The following is a 17,545-nucleotide window of genomic DNA, read 5'->3' as shown; positions in this document are numbered from 1 at the left end:
GGGTCGTTCTGGTTCAGGGAGTGACGTCGCGGGGACGCCACGAGGTCAGGTAGTCGCTCTGCGCGGACGAGACGGCATCCAGCCCGCCGCCGAAGGCGCCGAGAGCGAGCGCCGCCACCCGATCGTCGGCGCTGCGGGGCAGGATGTGCACCGCGGGCGTGAGGGTGCCGCGCCCCGCGAGCAGGTGGTCGACGGCCGAGAGCTGCACCCCGAACGACAGGTCCATGACCTGGATCGGATTGCCCTCGGCGGCGCTCACGTTGATGCAGTGGCCGTCGTCGAGCACGCGGATGCTGCGCCCGTTCGCGAGTCGCAGCACCGACACCGCGCCCCGCCGCGACGTCTCGACCGCGCCGGCATCGAGGGCCGCGAGCAGCGAGATCTCCTGGAACGCTCCGCCGCCGACCGCGACCGCCGCACCCTCGGGCAGGCGTTCGAGGTGCTCAACCGCGACGGTGTGCGCGATGCCGGTCGTCGAGATGAGCACATCGGCGTGGGCTGCGGCATCCGCCAACGGCTCGACCGCGTACCCGGCGAACGCCGCCTGCAGCGCCGCCACGGGGTCGACCTCGGCGACCGTCACGCGTGCGCCGAGGGCTGCGGCGTGGCGGGCGACGCCGCTGCCGACGCGTCCGAATCCGACGACCACGACCTCGCTGCCGGCCCATGACCGGTCGAGCAGATCGGCGACCGCCAGCACGACCGACTGGCCGGTGCCGTGCGCGTTGTCGAACAGCGACTTGGTGCGGGCGTCGTTCGCGGCGAGGATCGGGATGCGCAGGGCTCCCTCGCGCTCCATCGTGCGCAGCGGGCGCACGCCGCTCGTGGTCTGCTCGGTCGCCCCGGCCATCGACCCCAGGATGCCGGGGCGCTCGGTGTGCGCGAGCCGGATGGTCGCGGCGCCGTCGTCGACGATCACCTCGGGGTGGTGGTCGAGCAGGGCGAGCACGTTGTCGCGGTCCTCGGCGTCGGTCGCTCCGCGGTGCGCGTAGGTCGGGATGCCGGCGTGCACGAGAGCCGCGGCCACCGCGTCGTCGGTGTCGCGTCCGACGCACGACACGGCGACGTCGGCGCCCGCTTCGGCGAGCAGCAGGGCGACGGTCGCGGTCTTCGGTTCGAGCACGTCGGAGACGGCGATGCGGATGCCGCGCACCCGACCGCTCTCACGCAGCTCGGCCGCGAGTGCCGTGGTCGCGGGCATGAACTGCCGTGCCCACGCGATGCGCTCGGTGCCCTCGCGCCAGAGCGTCGGGTCGGCGATACGGCCGGTCATGCGAGGGCCGATCCGGCGAGCACCAGCCGGGCGAGATGGGCGTCGGCGGCAACGGGGCGGCTGAGCTTCGCAACTGGGTCGCTGAGCTTGTCGAAGCGCCCCTCACTCTCGGGGCGGGATCCTTCGACAGGCTCAGGGACCCAGTACGGCTCAGGGACCCCGTACGGCTCAGGGACCCAGTACGGCTCAGAGACCCGCCGGGTGAGGATCGACAGGGCGACGAGCGCATCGGCGACGGGACTCGGCTGCCCGAGCGTCTCGAACACGCCCGGGGCCTCGACGACCCAGGTGCCTTCTCCGGCACGGGTGACGAACGGACGAACCGTGTCGCCTGCCCGCGACGGCACGAGGCCGTTGGCATCCACGGACGCGTCGATCAGCACACCGGTGGCGGATGCCGGATCGACGGGGGAGTGTCCCTCGCCGGTCGCCAGCGCGAGGTCGGCCGCGGGCCACGGCTCGGTGACGAGACGCGCGCCGGCGAGGTGCGCGCGGAGGTGCGCGACCGGGTCGGAGATCCCGCGGATCACCCGACTGCCCCCGATCGTGAGCGTCGCGGCGAGACGATCGGCGAGCGGGCCGTCGCCGATCACGAGAGCGGATGCCGCGGGCAGCACGAGATTCGTGCGCCGGGCGAGCGCCCGCACGATCTGCTCGGCGCGCGCGTGCGCGAAGATCGCCGCGAAGGCGGGCAGGTCGCGGGGGTCGGGCGCAGCGGCATCCGACACGACATCGACGCCGAACGCCGAGCGCGCGGCATCCGCGACCGCCTCCGGCAGCGCCGCGAAACGCCACGACACGGGGGCCGGCGCGTCACCCGACTCAGGGAAAGGCGCCGGGAAGGCGGACGCCGCGGCCGCCGCCCACCGGAATCCCGGGGGCGTCACGGCATCCGTCGACGGGGTGCGGGAAGGGGCAGCGGTCACGGTCGTGACGCTATCCGTTCGCCGTCGCGCACCGCCGGTCTGTGACCTCTCATGACGCGCGGGCGAGCGCCGCGGGCGCGCGTTGTCTAGCGTCGGGGCAATGAGCGAAGGCATCCGTCCCGAATCCGTCCCGCACGAAGTGCTCGAACCGGTGTACGACTGGACGGGCTTCGGCTTCGACACCCGCCAGATCCATGCGGGGGAGTTCGAGGAACCCGCCCACGGGTCGCGCATCGCGCCGATCTACCTGAGTGCGGCGTTCCGCTTCGACTCGTTCGATGAGAGCACGCGCCGCTTCGGGGGCGAGGACGGGCAGATCTACTCGCGCAACCTCAACCCCACGAACGAGGTCGCCGAGCGCCGCATCGCCGCGCTCGAGGGCGGCGTCGGCGCGATCGTCGTCTCGTCTGGACAGGCCGCGATCAGCGCCGCGATCCTGTCGATCGTCGGCAACGGCGACCGGTTCGTCTCGACCGCGAGCATCTACAGCGGCACGCGCATCCTGTTCGGCCGCTCGTTCGCCCGCTTCGGCGTCGGCGTCGACTACGTGCAGGATCCGACCGACGAGGCCGAGTGGGAGGCCGCGATCGGCCCCGACACCAAGGCGATCTTCACCGAGACGATCCCGAACCCCAAGAACGACGTGGTCGACATCGCCGCCGTCGCCCGCATCGCCGAGCGCCACGGCATCCCGCTCATCGTCGACAACACGATCGGCACGCCCTACCTCGTGCGCCCGCTCGAACTGGGCGCGCACATCGTCGTGCACTCGGGCACCAAGTTCCTCACCGGCCACGGTGCCGCGATCTCGGGCATCGTCGTCGACGGCGGAACATTCGACTGGGCCGGCAGCCCGCGCTCCTACGCCGGGATCACCGACTCGCCGGCACCCGGCGTGCCGAGCGCCCTCGAGACCCACGGCCCCCGCGCCTACGAGTACTTCGTGCGCGGCGGCATCGTGAACGATCTCGGTCCGGCGCTGTCGCCGTTCCACGCGTTCCTGCTGCAGCAGGGCATCGAGACCCTGTCGCTGCGCATGGAGCGGCACGTGTCGAACTCCCGCGCGATCGCCGAGTTCCTCGCGCAGCATCCGGCGGTCGAGTACGTCGACTACGCCGGTCTCCCGGGGCATCCGCAGCACGAGATCGCCCAGCGCACCCTCGACGGCCGCAGCGGGTCGGTGTTCGCCGTCACCGTGCGCGGCGGGCGGGCCGGGGCCGAGATCTTCATCGACAGCCTGCGCGTGTTCAGCCGCATGACCAACATCGGCGACGTGCGCTCGATGGTGCTGCACCCCGCGACCACCACGCACCTGTCGTTCACGCCCGAACTGCGGGCGCAGCTCGGTATCGACGAGGGGCTCGTGCGGCTCTCCGTCGGCATCGAGACGGTCGCCGACCTCATCGCCGACCTCGACTCGGCGCTCGCCGCGGTGAGCGCGTATCTCTCCGACGGTTCGGATGCCGCGGCGGTCGCACCGTGACCGCCCGCAGCCAGTGGACCGGGGTCGCGACCCGCGAGGAGAACGCGCATTGGCGCTCCGTCGCGCAGGCGGCGGCTGCGGAACTCGCGGTCGACGTGCTCACGCGCGAACGCGCCGGCGCCGTGCCGCACGCCGAGTCGGCGCTGCTGCAGCGCTCCGGGCTCACGACCCTGCTCGACCCGGCATCGCTGGGCGGAGGAGGAGCGCACTGGTCGTCAGCATTCCTCGCGGTGCGCGAGATCGCCCGGGTGGATGCCGGCATCGCGCAGTTGCTCGGCTACCACTACGCCAACTCGGCCACGATCGCCCTGGTCGCGAGTGCCGAGGAGCGTGACGACTGGTACCGCCGGTCGATCGAGGGCACGTGGCTCTGGGGCGACTCGGTGAACCCGGTCGATCCCACGCTGTCGCTCACTCCCGATGGAGACGGATTCCGGCTGGCGGGGGTCAAGCGCTTCTCGACGGGGTCGTCGGTGGGCGATGTGATCCTCGTGAACGCGGTGGTGGATTCCGGTCCCGACGAGGGGCGGTTCGCGTTCCTGGTGCTGCCGGCGGGGCATCCGGGTGTCGAGGTGCAAGACGACTGGGACTTCCTCGGTCAGCGACTCTCGGCCAGCAATTCCGTTCGGTTCGCGGATGCTCCGGTCGGGCGCGAGCATCTGCTCGGCTTCGGCACCGACGAATGGTTCCAGGCGCTGCTCACGCCCGCCGTGCAACTGCTGTTCGGCAACCTGTACCTCGGCATCTCGCAGGGCGCGCTCGACCAGGCGCGCGAACTCACCAACGCGCGGCCGAACGCGTGGTTCCTCAGCGGCGCCGAGCGCTACCGCGACGACCCCTTCGTGCAGCGCCTCTACGGCGAGCTCGTCGCGCAGGTCGCCGCGGTCGAGGCGCTCGCCGATCGCGTGAACGAGGAGTACGACGCGGTCGTCGCGCGCGGGGACGAGGTCGACGAGCAGGCCCGCGGCGACATCGCGATCCGCGTCGCGCAGCTCAAGGTCGTGTCGAGCGAGACGGCGACCGACGTCGCGCACCGAGTGTTCGAGGCCACGGGCTCGAGCTCGACCGCGTCGAAGATCGGCCTCGACGCGCACTGGCGCAACATCCGCACGCACTCGCTTCACGACCCCATCGACTACAAGAAGCTCGAGGTCGGCGCCGACTTCCTCCTCGGCATCCGCCAGCCCCTGTCCCTCTACACCTGAGGTCGCCGAGGTTCCTCGGGGTGGGACGCTTCGACAGGCTCAGCGACCCAGGAGCTGGGTCCCTGAGCTTGTCGAAGGGCCCCACTACGTGAAGCTGTGTCGTGTGGGGGACGCTTCGACAGGCTCAGCGACCCAGTTGGAGGCTCAGCGACCCAGTTGGAGGCTCAGGGCCTGGCCCTCGAGGTCGTGCAGGCGGGTCCAGAAGTGGTGGAGACCGTGCTCCGACAGGGTGGCCGAGGCGCCGAGCGTCTCGAACAGCGCCCGAACGGCATCGCCGGCCAGCGGCACGAGACCCGCGGCCACGAGCTCGACATCGGCGACGGATGCTTCGCCCTCCGCCGCGCGACGCAGCACCGACTCCGCGGCGGCGGAAGCCACGGCCGAGCGGGCGGCGGAATCGGCGAGAACCCGCAGGAACTGGGGGTCGTCGGCTGCGCGCTCGGTGTTGCCGTGCTGCTGACGGCGGGTGCGCGCCGCGGTCTGAGCGGCACCCGCCTCGGTGACCTCGGCGATCAGGTCGGCGAGGTCGCGCACCAGCCCGGTGGCGCGGTCGGACGGCAGAGCAGAGGCGGGCATGGTTCTCCTCGGAGAAGTGAAGCGGCGGGAAGCTCCGACTGTATCGAACGGCATCCGCCCGAACGTCATGCGCGTTAACAGGGCCGACCCGACCCGTCGCCGCTGGATACGCTGAAGCCATGACCTCCCGTCCGTTCGGCTCCCTGGATTGGGCGCGGAGAACTCCCGGAATCCCGGCGCTCCTCGACGAGATCCGCCAGGCGAGCACCGCCGATGCCCCCGAGCTCCCGCAGAGCTTCTTCACTCGTCTCGCCGCCGCCGGCTTCGGCCGCATCCGCGTGCCCGTCGCCGAGGGCGGTCTGGGCGGTGACGTGCTCGACCTGCTCGACGCCCTGCTCGCGATCGCGGCGGCCGACTCGAACCTCGCGCAGGCCTGGCGCACGCATGTGCTCGCCACCGAGCGCCACGTGAAGTCGCCCGCCGGTGCCCTGCGTGACCGCTGGATCTCCCGCGTCGCCGAAGGTTCGATCATCGGCGGTGGCTGGACCGAGGCCGATGGCTCCGGTCCGAGCGTCTTCACCACCCGCCTCTCGACCGAGACCGGTGTCCCGCGTCTCACCGGCCGCAAGTTCTACTCCACGGGCAGCCGCTACGCCGACTGGCTCGAGTACAGCGCGGTCGACGACGCCGGCGACCTCGTGATCGCGGCTCTGCCGGTGGATGCCGAGGGCGTCACGCTCCTCGATGACTGGACCGGCTTCGGCCAGCGCGCCACCGCCAGCGGAACGACCGTGCTCGACGGCGCCCCCGTCGACCCCGATGACGTCGCCCCGTGGCAGACGCAGCATCTCGGTACCCCGGGCTGGCAGCAGATGATCCTGCTCGCCGTGCTCGTGGGCATCGGCGAGGGCGCTCGCGCCGCGGCATCCGATCTCGTCGATCAGATCGACCGCGCGCACGGCGGATCGCCGATCCTCGTGCTCGAGGGCTACGGCCGCATCAGCGCGCTCGTCGCCTCGGCCCGGGCCTCGCTCGGCGAGATCGGGCGGCTGAGCGAGATCGCGCACCAGGCGATCATCGCCGGAGATGCGGATGCCGAGACCCTCGCCGATGACGCCGTGAACGCCGTCTTCCAGGCGCAGGCCACGATCGTGCCGCAGGTCATCGAGGCGGCCGACAAGCTGATGACCCTGCCCGCGCTGCTCGAGGACATCGCCGAGGCGCAGAACCTGCGCCAGTCGTTGCGCCTCGACCGGTTCTGGCGCAACGCCCAGACCCTGTCGACGCACAACCCCGTGCTGCACCGCCTGCGCGCGATCGCCGACCGGGAGATCTACGCGATCGACCGCATCGCCGATCCCGCCGAGCGCGAGGTCGCGGTCGCGCAGTCGATCGCCGACGGCATCCGTCCGCTGACCGTCGTGCGGCTCGATGCCGCTCTCGCCGCCCGCCTCGCCGCCGCCCCGCGTTCGCTCGATGCGGTGGCCGCGGCGTTCGGCGGGCGCGAGCCCGTGCTCTTCCAGTTCGACGAGCGCCCCGGCGCGCACTTCGACGCGGCGGTCGCGATCGCGACCCTGCTGCACCGCCTGCCCACGGCGTGGTTCGCCGTCGGCACCGGCGATCTGTCGCTCACCGGCCACCCCTACAACCTCGCCCGGCGCATCGCCTCGCTCGAGCAGCTGTCGGGCGGACGCACCGCCTGGGTGCTCGACGACGGCGACACCGAGACCGAGGAGCAGCGCGACCGCATCCGTGTGGTGCAGCAGCTGCTGCGCACCTGGCCGCAGGAATCGATCGCCGCGGATGCCGGTGCCCGCCACTTCGCGCAGACCGAGAGCATCCGTCGCATCAACGCCGACGGCGCCTTCCCGACGGCGGGCCCGCTGAACGTGCCGAGCAGCCCGCAGCACCTGCCGGTGTTCGTGTCGTCGCGCAGATTCGACGACGTGCACCGTTACGTCGACCTGCTCGTGCGCGACGACGCCTGGGTGCTGCCCTACGCGGATGCCGCGGGCCACCCGCTCGCGACCGGCCATGCGGCGGATGACATCGACGGACTGCTCGCGATCGCGGGTGCCCTGCCGGTCATCGCCGACGGCAGTGCGGATGCGGGGTCGGATGCCGTCGCGGATGCCGCGCCCGAGACCCTGCGCGCCCGGCTGCGGCTGCCCGCGCCGGCCCTGTACGAGCTCCCCGGAGCATCCGCCCGCTTCGAGCGCGGCAGCGAGACGGAGGCATCATGAGCGACGAGAGCCGCCTGCTCACGGTCAACATCAACGTGCTCGGCGTCGGGCAGCGTCCCGCCGCGTGGCGCGCCCCCGACATCCGCCCTGACGCGATCGTCGATCTCGCGCACTGGCAGAACGTTGCCCGTATCGCCGAGCGCGGTCTGGTGGATGCGATCTTCCTCGCCGATCGCCCCGCGATCACCGACCCGCGCAGCCGCCCGGTGCAGTACCTCGACCCGGGCGTGCTCGTGCCGGCGATGGCGGCCGCGACCGAGCACCTGGGCTTCGTGGCGACGGCATCCACCACTCTCAACGAACCGGTCGAGCTCGCGCGCCGCCTGTGGGCGCTGCACACCGCGACGCAGGGGCGCTTCGCGTGGAACGCCGTCACCAGCTGGGACGTCGAGGCCGTGCGCAACTTCGGCATCACCGAGGTTCCCGAGCGCGCGGTGCGGTACGCCCGCGCCGAGGAGTTCGTCACCGTCATCAAGCGCCTGTGGGAGACCGCGGGTACTCCCGACATCGTGGATCACGACGGCTCGTTCTCGGTGCACGCCGGGCTCGAGATGGACGCCCTCGTGCCCGAGCGGCCCGCCATCGTGCAGGCCGGCGGGTCGGAGCCGGGCTGGCGCCTCGCGGGACTCGTCGCCGACGGCGTGTACTCGGTCGACCACGACCCGGCATCCGCGGCGGAGCACCGTCAGAAGATCCGCTCCTACGCGGTCGAGGCCGGTCGCTCGGCCGACGACGTGCGGGTGTTCCCGGGGCTCGCGGTCGTCATCGGCAGCACTGAGCAGGAGGCCTGGGACCGCTTCGACCATTGGGAGCACCTCGCCCCCGCGACCTACAGCCTCAACGAGCTGTCGAAGGCGCTCGGCGCCGACTTCTCGGGGCTCGACCTCGACGCGCCGGTGCCCGCGCAGATCCTCGCGGATGCCGAAGCGCAGGATGCCGGATGGTCGGCGGCGTACCGCCGGGTGCTGATCGAGGGGATCCGGTCGGAGCAGCCGACGATCCGCCGCCTGCTGCGCGACTTCGGCGGCTACGGGCAGCGGTTCCTCGCAGGCACGCCCGAGCAGATCGCCGACACGATGGAGGAGTGGTTCCGGTCGGGTTCGGCCGACGGCTTCAACATCATGCTCGACCTGTTCCCGTCCGGGCTCGAGGACTTCGTCGACCAGGTCGTGCCCGAGCTGCAGCGCCGCGGGATCTTCCGCCGCGAGTACGGTCAGGGCGGGGTGCTGGAGCGCTTCCGCCGGCCGTGAGGCGGTCGGCCCCGTCGCCTCGCGGTCAGTCCCGCCGAAGCTCCGGATCATCGGGGGCGACGTTCTTGACCCACTGCTGGATCTCGGGTCGCTCGAACCCGAACGGCACGAATCCCTCTTCGGTGGCGCGCGGGTCGTCGGCGAAGAGCGACACGTCGCCACGCGGCACCGGCACGATCTCCACCCGGATGCCGCGGTACCTGCCGAAACGCGTCATGCTCCGAGCGTATCGGCGAGCAGAGAGGAGTGGCGCTCCGCACCCGAACGGTGCGGGCGGAGATCTCACCGTCGGGCGGAGATTCTCGCCCGATCCCTCCGCCCATCACGGAGAAGTCCGCCCCACGCGATGCGGGCCCCTTTGCCGAGTGACACGACCCGGTTCCTGAGCGAGCGCAGCGAGACGAAGGACTTCAGACCTGGTCGAACCGACCCGACCCGGCGAAGGCCGGAGCTCCGGAAGCGATCGCCGCCGACGCCCCGAGGCCGAAGGCCGTACGTGCCCCGACGATGTCCTCATCGCCCTCGTCACCGATCACCGGCACCGTTCCCCACACCGGCAGCGCGGCCGCGTCGAGCACCACATCGACCCCCGGCCCCACCTGGGCCGACGGCGACAACAGCACCGTCACGGGCTTGTCCGCAACATCCACCGGCACCGTCAGCGGCCCGCCGATCGATGGGAACGCGAGATCCGAGATCCGCACGATGCGCGAATCGTCGACGTACACCCCGGCCTCGGAATCACCGACCATCGCATCGAGCGGCCACGACTCGAACAGCCGCGAGATCAGCGCCAGCACCGGTGCCGACGTCCCGGCGAGTCCGATCCGCCGTCCGTGCAGGTTCGAGAGGGTCGAGATGTTCCGGCCGAGGTTGATCGGATGCTGCCGCTCACCGATGATCGGCACCACGACGGCCCGCTGCGTGATCGCGAGAAGCGCCCCCGCGGCGGCGGTGCGGTCGGGCCCGGGGCCGGTGAGGTCGCCGAGCAGCAGCACGTCGGCCGCGGCATCCAGTTCGGCGCCGAGTGCGGCGCGCGCCGCACGGCCGGACCCCGAGCGCACGGCGAAGGAGGCGAGGGTGGCGTCGTCGACGCGCAGCAGACGGGTCATCGGCGGGCCTCTCTCATCCAGCGGGTGAACGGTTGATCGCCCGGCGAGGCGAGCAGCCCGCGCGACTTCAGCACCGGCGTCACGTGCTCGGCGAACTCTCGCAGTCCCCACGGGTTGGTGTCGAACAGCAGGTTGAAGCCGTCGGCGGCCCCGGCATCCACCCAGTCGGTCATGATGTCGACGAGCCGCTCGGGGGTGCCGACGAAGAGTTGGTGCCCGAATCCGGCGAAGTAGCGCAGGAGTTCGCGCACCGTGAGGTTGCCGGCGGCGCCGTAGGCGGCGATCGCCTTGCGGAAACCGATGGGTGCGGCCGAGGGATCGCCCGACAGTCGCTGGATCTCGCCCTCGGCCGGGGCGTCGAGGTCGAGGCGCGAGCCGTCGATGCCGAACATCGCCGTGAAGCGCTTGAGCACGTAGCCGTCGGGGCTGCGCTCGTGGATGGTCAGGAATCGGCGCTCGGCCTCTTCCTCGGTCGAACCGACGACGAGGTGGATGCCGGGGAGCACGAGAGGCGCGGGTCGCCCGAGCTCCGCCGACCGACGGCGCAGGTCGAGGCGGTTCTCGGCCGCCGTCTCTTTGACGGTTTCGGCGGCGAACACGGCTTCGGCGCTCGCGGCGGCGAGCTGACGCCCGCGCGGCGAGCCACCGGCCTGCACCACGAGGGGCGCGACGTCGGGCAGCAGGGCCCGGATCGCGGGGTCGACGCCCAGATCGGCACGACGGATGCTGTCGCCGAAGTACTCGCCCTCGTGCACGTAATCGGTGTCGCCCTGCACGGCGGCGAGGAACGCGGTGTAGGCGTCGACGAACTCCTCGGCGCGGGCGTAGCGCTCCTCGCGTCCGGGGTCGGAGGTGTAGCCGAAGTCGGTGACGGCGGGACCGGTGACACCCGTGACGACGTTCCACCCGAACCGCGAGCCGCTGAACGCGCTGACTCCGAGAAGGCGGCGAGTCAGCTCGACCGGGTCGTTCGTGCTCGACGAGACGGTCGAGATGATGCCGAGGTGCTCGGTCTCGGCGGCGACGGTGGCCAGCGCCGCGAGCGGCTCGAGGAGGCGGCTCGGACGGATCGCGGGGTTCGACGCGAGCCCCGGGGTGTCGGCGAGGAAGATCGCGTGGATGCCGGCGTCCTCCGCCGTGCGGGCGGCGTCGCGCCAGAAGTCGGAACCGAACACGCGCAACGGGTCTTCGCCCGGCGCGCGCCAGGCACCGGCATCCGTTCCGTAGTCGTAGACGTTCGCGCCGATCACGAGGGGGCGGGTCATCGGGCGGTCTCCTTCTCGGCGGTCGCGGACGCGGGCGTGGCTGCGGTGGCGGATGCCGGAGCGGCTGCGCCGAGCCGACCCGTGCCGACGTACCAGATCTCGGGCAGGTCGCTGCCGACCAGGGCGCGTTCGCCGAGCGCCCGGGCCTTGAGGTGCACGGGGTTGTGGTTGCTGAGCGTGCGGGCGTTGCGCCAGTGTCGATCGAGGGCGAGGCGGCCGTCGACGAGCGATCCGCCGCCCAGGTCGAAGACGCTCTGCGCGGCCTGCTGCACGAGCGCCGGCACGGTGATCTGCGCGCGCGTGACGGCGAGGTGCCCGTCACCGGTCTGCTCGGCGAGGGGACGTTCCAGGTCGGCTCCGAGCAGCGTGGCGGCGGTGCGCACCGACGCCACCACGGTCTGCGCGAGGCCGTCGAGCGTGCCGATGCGCTCCTGCAGCTGCGGGTCGTCGGCGGGCACGACGGTCGAGGCGTGGCTGAAGTTGCGAGTGCGTGAGCGCAGCCAGGCGATCGCGTCGTCGCGGGTGCGCAGCGCGATCCCGGCCAGCGTCGCGAGGTGCGTGAGCTGCAGCACGGCGTCGAGGTTGCCGAGTCGATCGGCGCGCGAGCCCTCGCCCACGCGCACGCGCTCCGGGTCGACGACCACGTCGGTGAACTCGACCGTGCCCGACGTGGTGAGCCGCTGGCCCACGCCGTCCCAGTCGTCGTGCAGCACGACGCCCTCGGCATCCGCAGCGACGATCGCGACCAGATGGCGGCCGTCCTCGTCGGAAGCGAGCACCGAGATCCGGTCGGCGTAGCCCGTGCCGGTCGCATAGGCCTTGCGGCCGTTCAGACGCAGGATGCCGTCGGCATCCGTGCGCAGCGTCGTGCCCACCGTGCCGATCTCTCCGGCGCCCTCGGTGGTCGCCCCGGCGAAGAGCAGGCCGGCAGCGATCTCGGCGGTCGCGGCATCCGTCTCACCACGGGCGATGGCGCGGGCGGCGCGGTCGCTGGTGGTGAAGTGCGTGCGCAGACTCTGCGTGACGTTCGCGTCGGCGCGGCCCAGGAGGATCTGCAGGTCGACGAGCTGCGGGTACGTGAGCCCCGCGCCTCCGGCGGCGACCGGCAGGCGCGCCGCCGTCAGCCCGAGGCGGGCGAGCTCGCGCACGTCGGCGCGAAGTCCCCGTTCAGGGTCGCGGTCGTGGTCGCGCGCCGGCGATTCGGCGGCGATGCGGCCGATGACCTCATCGATCTCGGCGACGTTCGGCAGGGCGACCCCGACGTCTGCGACCGAGGTGAACGCGAGCAGATCCTCCGGCATCCGTCAGACCGTTCCGCTTGCACCCGACGGGCCGGAGTTCGGCCAGCCCGCGGGGGCCGTGCGGCCGGCCGGGTCGAGCGCCGGACGCGTGCGGCCGTAGGCGAGCGCGTGCACGAAGCGGCGGCGGAACTCGGTCAGATCGAACGAGGTCACCGCCCGCGTCGAGGCGCCCTCGGGCGTTCCCCACACCAGCGGCAGGCCGTCGCTCGTGAGCGCGACCCGCGTCGCGAGCGAGCCCGCGGCCGGGGTGAAGTCGACCGGGCCCTCGATCCAGCCCGTCACGATCTCGGGCCGGTGCAGGATCACCGACGACAGTCCGTCGTGGGCGGCCGAGATCCGGCGCCCCCACTTGTACTGGTAGAAGTCGTTGTACGCGTCGAGGATCGTGCCCGCGAAGTGCGCCGCCGGCAGGTCGGAGCCGAGCAGCAGAGCCGTGACGTCCTCCTCGAGCAGCGCCTGCGAGGTCACGTTGACGCCCACCATGATCACGTTGCCGTTGTTCACGGCGCCGAACACGGCCTCGGCCGCCGCGCGGTCGTTGTTCGTGTTCGCGTCGGTCACGGTCGGGGTGCCGGGGGCGGGGTACGGACCCGCGCCGCCCATGATGACCACGGAACGGAACTTCAGGAACAGCTCCGGATCCTTCTCCAGCGCCAGCGCGATGTTCGTGAGCGGCCCGAGCGGGTGCAGGTCGATCTCACCCGGGTGCTCGTTCGCGATGCGCACGAGGTAGTCGGCCGCGGTCTCCGCTTCGAGCGTCGGCTCGGGGCGTTCGAAGCCGCGGTCGCCGAGGCCGTCGTGGCCGTGCACGAACCAGGCGATCGACGGGTCGCCGTCGAGGGGGCCGCTCGCGCCCAGGTAGATCGGGATGCGCGGGGCATCCGCCACGTCGAGCACGTACGCGACGTTGCGGGCCGAGTCCTCGACCGCGCAGTTGCCGTAGATCGTGGTGATGCCGACGATCTCGACGTCGGGCTGGGCCAGCAGGTAGAGCAGGGAGTGGGCGTCATCGATACCGGTGTCGGTGTCGACGACGATCCACTGCTTCTCGGGGGCGAAGTCGGGCATGATCCTGCTCTCAGTGCTGGTGCTGGTGCGCGGGCTCGGCGAGCTTGAACGCGAGGCGTCCGTGCGCGAAGCCACCACCGGCGCGAATCGCGGTCGCGACCCAGGCGGCCTCGGCCAGTTCGGCCTCGTCGGCACCGGCCGCGACGGCCTTCTGCGAGTGCGCGTCGATGCAGTACACGCACTGCGTGGTGATGCCCACGGCCAGCGCGATCAGCTCGCGGTACTTCAGCGGGATCGCCCGCGACTCGTCGGGAGCGAACACCGCGCTGTCGAACGCCGCGAACGCCGCGAGGATGTCGGGGGTGTGCTCCTTGTAGACCTTCGTGTAGGTCTTGTCGGCTTCGCTGTCGAAGTACGCGCTCATGCTCTGCTCTCTGCTGGTGTGCGTCGGGTGCTCCCGCCGCCGGGCGCGACGGCGCCACGGAGGAAGGAGGGTCTACCGCGACGCTAAGACCTGCGGCATCCGCCCCGCACCTCGGAGTGCAACACGAGGTCATCCGGAGCGAGCGGTCAGACCTCGTCCTCGTCGCTGAGCCGGCGGGGGCCCGCCCCGAGACTGCCGAGCGCGTCGTCGGGGTTCAGCAGACCGCACGCCTTCATCGACAGGCATCCGCAGCCGATGCATCCGGTCAGCTCGCGTTCGAGGCGCTCGATGCCCTCGCGACGCTTCTCGAGCGCGCGCTTCCAGCGGCGCGAGGCGCGCTGCCAGTCGTCGTGGCTCGGGGTCTCGGTGAGCGGTACATCGGCGAACGCGGACTGCACGTCGGCGAGCGGGATGCCGAGGCGCTTCGCCACCGCGATCAACGACACCCGTCGGATCATGTGGCGGGGGTAGCGGCGCTGGTTGCCCGGCGTGCGGAACGAGGCGATGAGGCCGATCGACTCGTAGAAATGCAGAGCGGATGCCGCGACCCCCGTGCGCCGCGTCATCTCGCCGATCGAGAGCGGCTCGTCGGCGGTGTGGGAGGTGTCGGTCTGCGCGGTCATCCCTGCCTCCGTCCCCGCTCGCCGCCCGCCGAGCCGAGGCTGGCGGATTTGACCTAAAGTGTACTTGAGGTTTTAGCGTGGAACGCTGACCCGAAGGAAGCCCCGATGACCTATGTGATCGCCCTGCCGTGCGTCGATGTCAAAGACCGCGCGTGCATCGACGAGTGTCCCGTCGACTGCATCTACGAGGGTGAACGATCGCTCTACATCCACCCCGACGAGTGCGTCGACTGCGGTGCGTGCGAGCCGGTGTGCCCCGTCGAGGCCATCTTCTACGAGGACGACCTGCCCGACGAGTGGACCGACTACTACAAGGCCAACGTCGAGTTCTTCGACGAGGTCGGATCCCCCGGGGGCGCGGCCAAGATCGGCATGATCGCGCACGACCACCCGCTCATCGCCGCACTTCCCCCGCAGGAGGGTGCCGAGTGAGCACCGCAGAATCCGGTATCCCCGTCCCCAGCGCCGTCGGCGAAGGGCTCAAGGCGGCGTTCCGCACCCACCCCGCCGGCGTCGCGATCATCACGGCGGCGACCCCCGAGGGCCCCGTCGGGCTCACGGCGTCGAGCGTGGCATCCGTCGCCGTCGACCCCGCCGCGATCGTCTTCTCGGTCACCCGGGCGACCGGAAGCGCGGGCGGACTCCTCTCGGCCTCCACCTTCGTCGTGCACCTGATCGACCACGACCACTCCGAGCTGGCGCAGAGCTTCGCGGTGAGCGGGTCGGAGCGCTTCACGCCCGAGCAGCAGTGGAGCACCCTGCCGACGGGCGAGCCGTATCTGCCCGCCGCCCGCTTCGCCCTACGCTGCCGCGCGATCCAGACCGTGCCCGTCGGCACGTCGAGCGTGGTGATCGCCGAGGTGCTCGAGGTGTTCGCGGGCCCGCAGGGCCGCCCCCTCGTGTACGTCGACCGCAAGTTCCACAGCCTTCCGCACCAGCCCTGACCGGCCCCGCGCGTACCCAACTCAGGAACATCGCCCTTCGAACGGCACTTTCCGCCGCTGAATAGGACCATCGCGCCCGTTCTTCCTGAGTGAGGTACGCCGCCCGCGGCGCACAACTCCTCAGAACCGGCCCCCGAACCGCGGTTTCGGCTCCGAACGGCCCCGGAACGCCCGTTCTCTCCGGAGTCGTGAACGCGGTTCGCCGCCCGAATCGCCTACGTTGGGGGCCATGACGCGACGATTCATCGTGAAGGCGCCGGTCGATACGGCGTTGGGTGACCGAGCCGAGGTCGATCAGGACCCGGAGCATCGCATCAACGGTCGCCCCCGCATTTCGGTCATCGACGTTGTTCTCCTTGAAATGCCGACGTCGGACATCTCGCGTCTATCGGGCGTGCACTTCCTGAGACCCGCGCTCTTCCACGCCATTCAGACGGAGGGGCTCAGTGGGCTGGAACAGCGTGGCTTCACGATGTCGTTCGATCGTCAGCAGCGAGAACTCGGTGGGCTCAGCGGATCGCAAGTGCCCGAGCTCTTCTGCGTCGAGGTGCACGGTCGTGTGGAAGCAGACGACTTCGCACACGTCGAAGGCGAGTCCGGGCTCATCGTCTCGCATGCTGCGCTCGCGGTCCTGCGGCGCTTCGACCTCACGGGCGTTCGAGTGGAGTCGTTCTGAGCAGTATGTGACTTCACCGGCGCCCCGGAGGCTCGTGCACTAATTCAGGACGGACGCCCGTTTCCCGGCCGTTCGGGCCCGATTCCGGGCCGATCGACCCCGGTTGTTCTGAGTTGTGGCCGGCCCCTCGCGCGCACAACTCCTCAGAACCGGCCCCCGAACCCCGGTTCTGGCCGAAAACCACCCCGGAACGCCCGTTCTCTCCGGAGTTGTGAACCCCGACCCGCTCACACCGCGGCGGTCGAACCCCGATCGGTGAGCACGAACGGCAGATCGGCGGGCGGGACCTCGCCCTCACCCAGCTGCGCGAGCACCGCGGCGGCCGCCCGCTCACCCTGCTGCAGCGGGAACTGATCGACCGTGGTGAGCCCGAAGATCTCGCCGAGCTCGTGCCCGTCGATGCCGACCACCGAGAGGTCCTCCGGAACGCGGATGCCGCGCTCCCGCGCCGCGAGGATCGCCCCGATCGCCATCTCGTCGGATGCCGCGAACACCGCGGTCGGCCGTGGACCGCCCCCGCCCAGCAGCTGATGCGCCGCGCGCAGACCGCCCGCGATCGTGAAGTCGGCGGCCACCACGAGCGACGGGGCGACCGGAATGCCCGCATCGGCCAGCGCCTCTTCGAACCCGCGGCGACGGTTGGTCGGCACGTGGAACTCCTCGTCGAACTCGGCGGTCGCGCCGATGTACGCGATGTCGCGGTGGCCCAGCCCGATCAGGTGCTCGGTGGCGAGGCGGGCGATGCCGAGCTCGTCGACCGTGAGGGTCTCGAGGGTCGGATGCGGTCCACCGATCGCGATGATCGGCATCCCCAGCTCGAGCAGTCGGCGCGTCTCGTCGTCGTCGAGCCGGATCGACACGGCGATCACGGCATCCACCCCCTGGCGCCGCAGGAAGGTGTCGAACACGTGCCGCCGCGTCTCGCGGTCGGGGGTGATGTTGTAGAGGGTGATGTCGAAGCCGGCGCGCATGAGCGCCGACGACACCCCCGACAGTACGGTGCTGAAGAACCAGCGGTCGAGGTAAGGGACGATCACGCCGACCGTGCGCGTGCGCCCGGAAGCGAGGCTCGACGCACGCGACGACACCACGTAGCCGAGGCTGTCGGCTGCGCCCAGAACCCGCGCGCGCGTTTCGTCCGAGACCTTGCCGCGCCCGCTCAGGGCACGCGAGACGGTCGCCGTCGAGACGCCGGCCAGCCGTGCCACGTCGTCGATGCTCGCCATCTCGCCGCCTTTCGAGGATCGTTCGAATCGAAGAAGAGAAGATCGGATGCCGGGGCCGCACGCGAGCGCG

General features: G+C 71.4%; 18 protein-coding genes. 7 read left to right on the top strand and 11 right to left on the bottom strand.

Annotated elements, in window-relative coordinates; translation table 11 throughout:
• Nucleotides 1–13 precede the first annotated feature (13 nt).
• Together ACIQTT_RS08790 and ACIQTT_RS08785 are read right to left on the bottom strand one after the other, a co-directional pair.
• On the bottom strand, nucleotides 14–1,273 hold the full coding sequence (locus tag ACIQTT_RS08790; protein WP_402788616.1) for an adenosylhomocysteinase: 1,260 nt from the start codon (nucleotides 1,271–1,273) through the stop codon (nucleotides 14–16).
• Nucleotides 1,270–2,199: a hypothetical protein gene (locus ACIQTT_RS08785; RefSeq protein WP_402788614.1), complete on the bottom strand. Its 930-nt coding sequence runs from the start codon at nucleotides 2,197–2,199 to the stop codon at nucleotides 1,270–1,272. Before ACIQTT_RS08785 ends, ACIQTT_RS08790 begins: the two co-directional genes overlap by 4 nt.
• Before the next feature lie 100 nt (nucleotides 2,200–2,299).
• On the opposite strand from ACIQTT_RS08785, the gene ACIQTT_RS08780 reads away from it, so the two are divergent.
• Together ACIQTT_RS08780 and ACIQTT_RS08775 are read left to right on the top strand one after the other, a co-directional pair.
• Nucleotides 2,300–3,682, top strand: a complete 1,383-nt coding sequence (locus ACIQTT_RS08780; protein ID WP_402788612.1) for an O-acetylhomoserine aminocarboxypropyltransferase/cysteine synthase family protein — start codon at nucleotides 2,300–2,302, stop codon at nucleotides 3,680–3,682.
• Entirely contained in the window at nucleotides 3,679–4,887 is a 1,209-nt protein-coding gene (locus ACIQTT_RS08775) for an acyl-CoA dehydrogenase family protein (RefSeq protein ID WP_402788610.1), read from the top strand. Before ACIQTT_RS08780 ends, ACIQTT_RS08775 begins: the two co-directional genes overlap by 4 nt.
• Nucleotides 4,888–5,031: 144 nt before the next feature.
• Here ACIQTT_RS08775 and ACIQTT_RS08770 read toward each other — a convergent pair whose 3' ends face one another.
• Complete coding sequence (locus ACIQTT_RS08770; protein ID WP_402788608.1) at nucleotides 5,032–5,463, bottom strand: hypothetical protein; 432 nt, start codon at nucleotides 5,461–5,463, stop codon at nucleotides 5,032–5,034.
• Between the two features lie 119 nt (nucleotides 5,464–5,582).
• Here ACIQTT_RS08770 and ACIQTT_RS08765 point away from each other — a divergent pair, with 119 nt between their 5' ends.
• Nucleotides 5,583–7,646 (top strand): acyl-CoA dehydrogenase family protein, encoded by a 2,064-nt coding sequence (locus ACIQTT_RS08765; protein WP_402788606.1) that lies wholly within the window; start codon nucleotides 5,583–5,585, stop codon nucleotides 7,644–7,646.
• Nucleotides 7,643–8,896: an LLM class flavin-dependent oxidoreductase gene (locus ACIQTT_RS08760; RefSeq protein WP_402788604.1), complete on the top strand. Its 1,254-nt coding sequence runs from the start codon at nucleotides 7,643–7,645 to the stop codon at nucleotides 8,894–8,896. Before ACIQTT_RS08765 ends, ACIQTT_RS08760 begins: the two co-directional genes overlap by 4 nt.
• A 25-nt stretch (nucleotides 8,897–8,921) precedes the next feature.
• Here the strand turns inward: ACIQTT_RS08760 and ACIQTT_RS08755 are convergent, their stop codons facing one another.
• The 7 genes from ACIQTT_RS08755 to soxR form a co-directional block, all read right to left on the bottom strand.
• Complete coding sequence (locus ACIQTT_RS08755) at nucleotides 8,922–9,113, bottom strand: hypothetical protein (protein ID WP_402788602.1); 192 nt, start codon at nucleotides 9,111–9,113, stop codon at nucleotides 8,922–8,924.
• Between the two features lie 193 nt (nucleotides 9,114–9,306).
• Nucleotides 9,307–10,008 carry a hypothetical protein gene (locus ACIQTT_RS08750; RefSeq protein WP_402788600.1) on the bottom strand — a complete coding sequence of 234 codons (702 nt, stop codon included), beginning with the start codon at nucleotides 10,006–10,008 and terminating at the stop codon, nucleotides 9,307–9,309.
• Nucleotides 10,005–11,273 carry an LLM class flavin-dependent oxidoreductase gene (locus tag ACIQTT_RS08745; protein WP_402788598.1) on the bottom strand — a complete coding sequence of 423 codons (1,269 nt, stop codon included), beginning with the start codon at nucleotides 11,271–11,273 and terminating at the stop codon, nucleotides 10,005–10,007. Before ACIQTT_RS08745 ends, ACIQTT_RS08750 begins: the two co-directional genes overlap by 4 nt.
• Complete coding sequence (locus ACIQTT_RS08740) at nucleotides 11,270–12,574, bottom strand: hypothetical protein (protein WP_402788596.1); 1,305 nt, start codon at nucleotides 12,572–12,574, stop codon at nucleotides 11,270–11,272. Before ACIQTT_RS08740 ends, ACIQTT_RS08745 begins: the two co-directional genes overlap by 4 nt.
• Before the next feature lie 3 nt (nucleotides 12,575–12,577).
• The gene (locus ACIQTT_RS08735) at nucleotides 12,578–13,642 is read right to left on the bottom strand and encodes a nucleoside hydrolase (protein WP_402788594.1); all 1,065 of its coding nucleotides are present in this window, start codon (nucleotides 13,640–13,642) and stop codon (nucleotides 12,578–12,580) included.
• Nucleotides 13,643–13,652: 10 nt separating this feature from the next.
• The gene (locus ACIQTT_RS08730) at nucleotides 13,653–14,006 is read right to left on the bottom strand and encodes a carboxymuconolactone decarboxylase family protein (RefSeq protein WP_247623661.1); all 354 of its coding nucleotides are present in this window, start codon (nucleotides 14,004–14,006) and stop codon (nucleotides 13,653–13,655) included.
• 146 nt (nucleotides 14,007–14,152) lie between these two features.
• A complete protein-coding gene (gene soxR / locus ACIQTT_RS08725) occupies nucleotides 14,153–14,629 on the bottom strand; it encodes a redox-sensitive transcriptional activator SoxR (protein WP_402788592.1) in 477 nt (158 codons plus the stop codon).
• A 105-nt stretch (nucleotides 14,630–14,734) separates the two neighbouring features.
• Here soxR and fdxA point away from each other — a divergent pair, with 105 nt between their 5' ends.
• From fdxA to ACIQTT_RS08710, 3 genes are all read left to right on the top strand, one after another.
• Nucleotides 14,735–15,061 (top strand): ferredoxin, encoded by a 327-nt coding sequence (gene fdxA / locus ACIQTT_RS08720; protein ID WP_402788590.1) that lies wholly within the window; start codon nucleotides 14,735–14,737, stop codon nucleotides 15,059–15,061.
• Complete coding sequence (locus tag ACIQTT_RS08715; RefSeq protein ID WP_402788588.1) at nucleotides 15,058–15,573, top strand: flavin reductase family protein; 516 nt, start codon at nucleotides 15,058–15,060, stop codon at nucleotides 15,571–15,573. The genes fdxA and ACIQTT_RS08715 overlap by 4 nt, the downstream gene beginning before the upstream one ends.
• Nucleotides 15,574–15,820: 247 nt before the next feature.
• Nucleotides 15,821–16,249 (top strand): hypothetical protein, encoded by a 429-nt coding sequence (locus ACIQTT_RS08710; RefSeq protein ID WP_402788585.1) that lies wholly within the window; start codon nucleotides 15,821–15,823, stop codon nucleotides 16,247–16,249.
• A gap of 227 nt (nucleotides 16,250–16,476) precedes the next feature.
• Here the strand turns inward: ACIQTT_RS08710 and ACIQTT_RS08705 are convergent, their stop codons facing one another.
• On the bottom strand, nucleotides 16,477–17,475 hold the full coding sequence (locus ACIQTT_RS08705; RefSeq protein WP_402788583.1) for a LacI family DNA-binding transcriptional regulator: 999 nt from the start codon (nucleotides 17,473–17,475) through the stop codon (nucleotides 16,477–16,479).
• Nucleotides 17,476–17,545: the final 70 nt, after the last annotated feature.

This window comes from Microbacterium sp. NPDC090225, assembly GCF_044772365.1.
Classification (GTDB): domain Bacteria; phylum Actinomycetota; class Actinomycetes; order Actinomycetales; family Microbacteriaceae; genus Microbacterium.
The sequence above is the reverse complement of the archived record's forward strand: the minus strand, read 5'-3'. Positions and strand labels throughout refer to the sequence as shown.